Origin of the sequence: Candidatus Thiosymbion oneisti (assembly GCF_900092655.1) — a bacterium.
Classification (GTDB): Bacteria; Pseudomonadota; Gammaproteobacteria; order Chromatiales; family Chromatiaceae; genus Thiosymbion; species Thiosymbion oneisti.
Map to the genome: position 1 here is coordinate 1 of NZ_FLUY01000551.1, position 7,508 is coordinate 7,508.

Consider the following 7,508-nt stretch of genomic DNA (forward strand, 5'->3'; position numbering starts at 1 on the left):
GGGAGAGGGCGAACGAAAACAGGGATCAACCAATCACAAACGGCGCCGGTGACGCTTAACTTAATGGCATTGAGCTCGCAGGGACGACAGGCATGCCCAACATGATATTGAGCACGGCAACGCTGCATGATCGGTCATGCTTTTGCGTGCCTTCTCCATAAATCAGAACCGGAGTTTCAGGCGTTTACATGGTTTCTGATACGACCCTGGTGAAATGCTTCAATGGTCTTTGCGACATCATCAAGCAGACGTTGACGTGCCTGCCGGCTGGCCCAGGCGATATGGGGTGTGACAATCAAATTGGGAATACTCGAGTCAAGGAGGGGGTTACCTCGCGTTGGCGGTTCGCTAGTCAGTACATCGACACCCGCACCACCGATAACGCCATTCTTCAATGCATGTGCCAGAGCAGCTTCGTCAACGACGCCACCGCGGGCGCAATTGATCAGAAGCGAATCGGGTTTCATCAACGCCAGCTCATCCTTTCCAATCAGATTTTTAGTGTTTTCAGCCAGGGGTACATGCAGGCTCAGTACATCGATCTGAGGTAAAAGCTCATCTAATGGAAGTCTGTCTGTGTCCTTGTTATTGCCGATACCTTGCGCGATGAGGACCTTCATGCCGAATGCCTTAGCGGCAGACGCAACACCTTTGCCTAGCTCGCCATAACCCACGATACCCATGGTCTTTCCGGCCAGCTCCCTAATTGGAAAATCAAACAGACAGAACCCAGTCGCTCGCTGCCAAGCACCAGCCTGAACCAGCCGGTCATAGTTCAATAGATTGGTTGTTAAGGCAAACAGCAGTGCAAATACATGCTGCACGACAGATGCCGTGCCGTAACCGATAACATTGGTTACAGCAATGCCGAAATCCTTAGCGGCAGCCAGATCAACATTATTGGTACCCGTTGCGATTACACAGATGAGCTTGAGTGATTTCGCATGCCGCATCGTTTCACTTGAGATGATGGTTTTGTTGCAGACGAGGATAGCTGCAGCCGCAATATGCTCCAATACCTGGTCTGCTTCCGTCCGGAGATGAAAATCCCAGTCGGCATGTGCCTGCCGCAGGCTGGATGTGGAGACGTCTTCGCCCAAGGTTGCCAGATCGAGAAAGACGGCCTTCATTTTCAGTCGGCCGCGGTTATGTAAAGAAGCTTTTAATGATCAGAGAAACAACGCCGGCCAGGATTGCTCCGACCATCCATTTAAGGATTCGAAGGTCGCTGTCTATGCGATTAAAACGCGATTCATAATCAGCAAGTGCTTGCGCCGCCACTTTTGCTTTTTCGTCATCCGCACCGGCAGAAATAAATGCCTCGTAGACTTCGGTGATCATCGTTGACATGTTCTTTTTCCTACCTCGATGAGATCGTGGAATTCAACGCCGCAAAGAGGAATCGGGGAACTCTCGTTAGCTACCGGTTCCGGCGATGCGGTTCTTTTTTTATCCACAGATTACACAGATTTTCGCAGATTGTTTCTGTTTTTCATCTGCGGAAATCTGTGTAATCTACGGATAAAAAATCTTTGCGCTCTTTGTGCCTTTGCGGTTCAAACCATCCGCGGCAAAACCGTAGATGTGAGAAGCTGTTTGGTTAAAACGGATCCTACGTCGTGTTGGGTTACGGCGCGTTCGACGCCGTGCCTGTCCGGGCGCGGTCCTGGGTTATTTGGCGTTGGCTGTGGGATCTGACATGTTGGGTTACGGCGCGTTCGGCTCCGTCGCTGTGCTTCGGGATCGGACAGCGCGCCTAACCCAACCTACACTCAATGCGAGGTCCGCGCGGGCAGGCCGCACGGGGGGTCATGTGGGTGTAGGTTGCGTTAAGACGCCGGCACTGACCTGGCAGACGATCAGTGAGCCTTGGTGCGTCGAACGCAACACGTCAAACCCTGTCCCGACGCAGGAGGGATCTTTCTTGTCCCGACACAGGAGGGATCTTTTCCCTCCTGACAACGCCGAATAATTCAGGATCGTACCCGCAACCCGTCCGGTCCCCCAAACAGCGCCAAATCATTCAGGATTGCTTTTAACCAGACAGTTTCTGAATGTTGGGCACGCCGCCGTCCCAAGATGCGGTTCGCTGCCTGCCCCCTGTCTGCCGTACCGGCACAGGCAGGCGTCCCTGGGGCGGTCGGCAGGCGCTCACCGCATCCTACGGGCTCCTGCACTGCCGGCGACTAAAAGCTGGTAGCCGGTAGCCGGCGACTGGTAGCCGGGTGTCCTTTGCGCCTTTGCGGTTCAAATTGTCCCGCGGATAAAAACCGTAGCCTTATTAGACCGGGTGAGTCCGGAATCTGCGGTATTTGACAGCTATCCTAAAATCTCTCGTCTCATCTCTTCTAATGATAACTTTTTGCCGGCCTTAAATTCTTCTCTAGCCGTTTCGATAATTTTTATAAATTCCGGGTTCATACCTAATGCTAAGGATTCCTGATCTGCATTTTTTAAGGAAACAAGCGCAGCTATAGGTTTTTTATTTGAGGTTAGAAGTATCATACCTTCATCTAATTCGTCGGCGTAATCAGATAATGGATTTGACGCTTCGGAAATTTCGATTGCTTTCATAAACCGACCTCTCTGTTGCCGATGTATAACTTATTCCCTTTTTTATAACCGACCGCTAGAATTTTGACAATATGAGGCTCATCAAGCGTTACTTCGTAGAAAACGCGAAGGTTTCCTACACGCAATTCCCATGGTGCAATAGGATTTGGTCGGAGTGATTTTCTATTCTTGGTTTCTAATAGTGGTTCATACGACAGCTGTTTTTCTATTGAATCAAGTATTGTGACTCTTTGATGAGCCGGCAAACATCTTAGTTGATCTTTAACGGATTCAGCAAAATCTATCGTATACATGAACCTCTTACTCTATACATCCAGGTAACTTATCGGCTCTATATATCTTAAACAACTTAACTGGTTATCAAGTCTAACGCTTCACATCACCGGCAGCAAAAAGCAGAGCGAGGAACGAGTAGTGCTTTTTGCCGTCCGAGTGCATTTGCCTTGTTATGCCTCTTCATCTTCATCGGATTCTATAATTCTTGCAATACCTGACTTGGAGCCTTTTAATCTTGCTGTTCTCAACTCCTTTGGAAAATGCTCGATCAGACTTTCCAAAAATTCGTTCGTATAGGATTTATTGATATTTTTTCTGACTCGATCAAATGACATCATTTCAAAGTTCTTTGATGTCAGATATTGAATTATCAGATCCTTTGCTATTTCTCGTCTCCTTGCTCTCGAACTCCCCTGTAGCATAAGAATAATACCAATGATATATGCGACTACGACTATACCAAGTCCACAGTAGTGTGCCAACTGATCTAAGCCAAGTTTCTTAATTACCCCCAGCCATGAGTCTGCCACGAATGGTAATAGCAGGAATGACACTAGAAACAGGTCAAATGGAGACGCCTCTTTCAATGTTTTTAATATGGTTTTTGGCTCCATCTGTCAGTTCTCTTTAAAGGCATAATAGTTTTATTAGATTGCACATACGTTATTGCATCAGTATGCGAGCAGCCTAACACAGCAACTTCCTGTCGATGTCCCGCTGTTTTCCAGTAGCGCTTGCGGAGCTTACCGGAAGCATGGAGAGCATTTCAAGCTAGGGAAACTACGAATCGCGCGAATCAGCGCGAATCAGCACGAATCGATCCGCGAGGATTCGTGTGATTCGTAATTTTTCTTTCAGTGGGGTTCGTTCTTCACTTCAACCGACACACTCTTTGTGCCCTTTGCGCCTTTGCGGTTCATCAGAGTCGTCGGTGGGCACAGCCCACTAGGGTACGCGTTCGCCTAATTGACCACCGCCCCCTCGGACCCAACCCGCTCATAGGAGATCCGAACCGCTGCGGGGCCCAGCAGCTGGCGCAGCCGCTTGAGGAGTTCGTCGGTGGGTCGTACCCGCCAATCCTTACCCATGAGCAGGTGACCACGGGCGTCGGGATGCTGGTAATGAATGTAGACCGGCAGGCCCGTTCCGGTGAAGGTGCGCAGGATGGTGCGTAGTTCTCCGACTAAGGCTTGGCCCCGGGCGTGGGCATCCGGGTCGCTCAGATCCAATATCAGGGTGAGGTGATCCGCCAGGTCCGCCCGTGCCTGCTCCAGGGTCCGCACCTGTTCGACGCGTAGGGACCAGCCGTCGCGGTAGTCGTCGTAGCTCAAGGCGCCGCTGACGACCAGGAGATTGTCCGCCACCAGGAGGTCGCGCACCGCTTGGTAGATCTCGGAAAAACAGGTGGCCTCGATCCGCCCGGTGCTGTCGTCCAGTATCACTGAGCCCATCCGCCCACGCTGGGTCTTGCCGTGGCGCACACTGACGACCAATCCCGCGACCGTCCGTCGCTCGCCGTCGTTGGCGCCCCGACCCGATTGCAAGAGTGCGCCGATGCGGGCGCCGGTCATGGCGTCGAGCTCCGCTGCGACCCGGTGGATGGGGTGTCCGGTCAGGTAGAGACCCAGGGTCTCCTTCTCGCCCTGGAGGCGCTGTTCTTCCTCCCACTCGCCCCAGGTGCGGGAGACGAGCTGGGCATCGGGTTGGGCCACGGCGCTCGCGTCGAGGGTCCCGAACAGGTCTGTCTGCCCGGCCGTTTCCGTCTCCTTGTGTTGCTCGGCCAGCTTGAGGGCCAGGGGCAGCTGGGCGGTCAGGGTCGCCCGATTCTTCCCCAGCTCATCCAGGGCCCCGGCTCGGATCAGGGCCTCGAGCACCCGGCGGTTGGCCTTGTGCAGATCGATGCGCCGGCACAGGTCCCAGATGTCTTTGAAGGGTCCGTCCTCCCGGCGCGCCTGGAGCATGGCCTCGATGGCGGACTCGCCGACGCCCTTGATGGCACCGATGCCGTAGACGATGGTTCCCGCGTCCCGGACCGTGAACCGGTACTCGGACCGGTTGATGGCCGGCGGCTCGAGTTTGAGCTTCATCTCCCGGCAGGTGTCGATCAGGGTCACGACCTTGTCGGTGTTGTCCATGTCGGCGCTCAGCACCGCCGCCATGAAGGCCGCCGGATAGTGGGCCTTGAGCCACAGGGTCTGGTAGGCAACCAGGGCGTAGGCGGCGCTGTGAGACCGGTTGAAGCCGTATCCCGCGAACTTCTCCATCAGATCGAAGATGTAGGTAGCGGTCTCCGAGGCGACGCCGCGTTCCACCGCACCGTCCACAAAAACGGCCCGCTGTTTGGCCATCTCCGCAGGCTTTTTCTTGCCCATTGCCCGGCGCAACAGATCCGCTCCCCCCAGGGTGTAGCCCGCCAATACCTGGGCGATCTGCATGACCTGCTCCTGGTAGAGGATGACGCCGTAGGTGGGCTTGAGGATGGATTCGAGCCCAGGGTGGGGATAGGCGATCTTGGCCCGTCCGTGCTTGCGGTCGATGAAGTCGTCCACCATGCCGGACTGGAGGGGACCGGGGCGGAACAGGGCCACCAGGGCCGTGATGTCGTCGAAGCAGTCCGGTTGCAGCTTTTTGATCAGCTCTTTCATGCCGCGGGACTCGAGCTGGAAGACCGCGGTGGTCTCACAGTGTTTGAGCAAGGCAAAGGCATCGGCGTCGTCCATGGGAATGGTACCGATGTCGATAGGGGACTCGTCGGCCTGGAGCCGGACCCCGTTGACGGTCTTGAGTGCCCAGGCGATGATGGTGAGGGTACGCAGCCCCAGAAAGTCGAACTTGACCAGTCCCGCCTGTTCCACGTCGTCCTTGTCGAACTGGGTGAGCAGGTTCTCGCCGCCGGGCTCGCAGTAGAGGGGCGCGAAATCCGTCAGCTTAGTGGGCGCGATGACGACGCCGCCGGCGTGCTTGCCGGCGTTGCGGGCCAGGCCCTCCAGCTTGCGGGCCAGGTTGATGATGGCCTGGACCTCTTCTTCGTCCTGGTAGGCAGCCTTAAGGTCGTCGTTCTCCTCCAGGGCTTTGGCGAGGGTCATGCCCAGCTCGAAGGGCACCATCTTGGCAATCCGGTCCACCATCCCGTAGGGGTGGCCCATGACCCGGCCGACGTCACGGACCACGGCCTTGGCCGCCATGGTGCCAAAGGTGATGATCTGGGACACGGCATCGCGTCCGTAACGCTCGGCAACATAGTCGATGACTCGGTCCCGGTTCTCCATGCAGAAGTCCACGTCGAAATCCGGCATCGAGACGCGCTCGGGATTCAAGAAACGCTCGAACAGCAGGTCGTGCTCGATGGGGTCCAGATCCGTGATCTCGAGCGCATAGGCCACCAGGGAGCCGGCACCGGACCCGCGCCCCGGCCCTACCGGGATGCCGTTGTCCTTGGCCCAGCGGATAAAGTCGGCGACGATCAGAAAGTAGCCCGCAAAGCCCATCTGGTTGATGACGCCGAGCTCGAGCGCCAGGCGCTCGTCATAGACCTTGTGCCGAGCGCTGAAATCCGGGGCGTCGCGGTCGCTGATGCGCTCCAGTCGTCGCTCCAGCCCCCGCTTGGATTCCGCGGCGAAAAAGGCTTCCGTGGTCATCCCTTCCGGGATCGGGAAATCCGGGAGAAAGCTCTGGCCCAGGTTGAGCTCCAGGTTGCAGCGCCTGGCGATCTCGACGCTGTTCTCCAGGGCCTCCGGAATATCGACAAAGCACTCGGCCATCTCCTCGGGGGTGCGTAGGTACTGCTCCGGGCTGTAGAGACGGGGTCGGCGCGGGTCGTTTAGGGTACGGCCGTCGTGAATGCAGACCCGGGCCTCATGGGCCTCGAAGTCCTCGGCGTCGAGAAACCGCACATCGTTGGTCGCCACCACCGGCACGCCCTTGCGGGCGGCCAGCTCGACGCAACGCTCGATGCACTCGGACTCGTTTTCACGCCCGGTGCGGATCAGCTCCAGGTAATAGCGGTCGCCGAAGACCTCGAGCCAGCGGTCGAGCAGCGCCTCGGCCCGCTCCTGATGACCGGCCAGGAGGGTCCGGGCCACATCGCCGTAGGGGCCGCCCGAGAGGGCGATGAGACCTTCGGTCGCTGCCTCGACCCAGGCCCGTTCCACTTGCGGCAAGCCTAAGTGCTGACCCTCCAGATAGCCGCGGGAGATGAGCTTGGTCAGATTCAGATAACCGGTCCGGTTCTGGACCAACACCAACAACCGGTGGGGCTGGTTGGCATCGTCCTGGTTGCGGACCCACAGATCCGAGCCGGCGATGGGCTTGATACCTGCCGCCATGGCAGCCTGGTAAAAACGTACCAGGCAAAACAGATTGCACTGATCGGTGACCGCAACGGCAGGCATACCCTTGGCCGATGTCGCCTCGACCAAGGGCTTGATGCGCACCAGGCCGTCGACCAGCGAATACTCCGAATGCAGGTGCAGGTGAACGAATTGGGGGGGCGGTGCCACGGGATCGACCTAATCTCTGAACTAATTGCGGTTATTGTAGGGGCGCCCCTTTTTTGGCCGCAAATGAACGCAAAAAACGCAAGGGTCTAGATAACTTTAGCATCTACAACTGCATGCTAAGGTTATGTTATGCAAGGAAAAAATAGGTATTTTAGGCGT

The 7,508-nt window shown here is 56.2% G+C and carries 6 protein-coding genes; all 6 read right to left on the bottom strand.

Annotated elements, in window-relative coordinates; all coding sequences use genetic code 11:
• Positions 1 to 176: 176 nt before the first annotated feature.
• Positions 177 to 1,130, bottom strand: coding sequence for a D-2-hydroxyacid dehydrogenase (locus BQ17_RS05755; protein WP_089725113.1), 954 nt, complete (start codon positions 1,128 to 1,130; stop codon positions 177 to 179).
• 16 nt (positions 1,131 to 1,146) lie between these two features.
• Complete coding sequence (locus tag BQ17_RS05760) at positions 1,147 to 1,350, bottom strand: integrase (RefSeq protein WP_089725115.1); 204 nt, start codon at positions 1,348 to 1,350, stop codon at positions 1,147 to 1,149.
• A gap of 969 nt (positions 1,351 to 2,319) precedes the next feature.
• Positions 2,320 to 2,574, bottom strand: a complete 255-nt coding sequence (locus BQ17_RS05765) for a type II toxin-antitoxin system Phd/YefM family antitoxin (RefSeq protein ID WP_089725117.1) — start codon at positions 2,572 to 2,574, stop codon at positions 2,320 to 2,322.
• Complete coding sequence (locus BQ17_RS05770; protein ID WP_089725119.1) at positions 2,571 to 2,867, bottom strand: type II toxin-antitoxin system RelE family toxin; 297 nt, start codon at positions 2,865 to 2,867, stop codon at positions 2,571 to 2,573. Before BQ17_RS05770 ends, BQ17_RS05765 begins: the two co-directional genes overlap by 4 nt.
• Positions 2,868 to 3,020: 153 nt before the next feature.
• On the bottom strand, positions 3,021 to 3,464 hold the full coding sequence (locus BQ17_RS05775; protein ID WP_089725121.1) for a hypothetical protein: 444 nt from the start codon (positions 3,462 to 3,464) through the stop codon (positions 3,021 to 3,023).
• 348 nt (positions 3,465 to 3,812) lie between these two features.
• A complete protein-coding gene (gene dnaE / locus BQ17_RS05780) occupies positions 3,813 to 7,349 on the bottom strand; it encodes a DNA polymerase III subunit alpha (RefSeq protein WP_089725124.1) in 3,537 nt (1,178 codons plus the stop codon).
• Between the last annotated feature and the right edge of the window lie 159 nt (positions 7,350 to 7,508).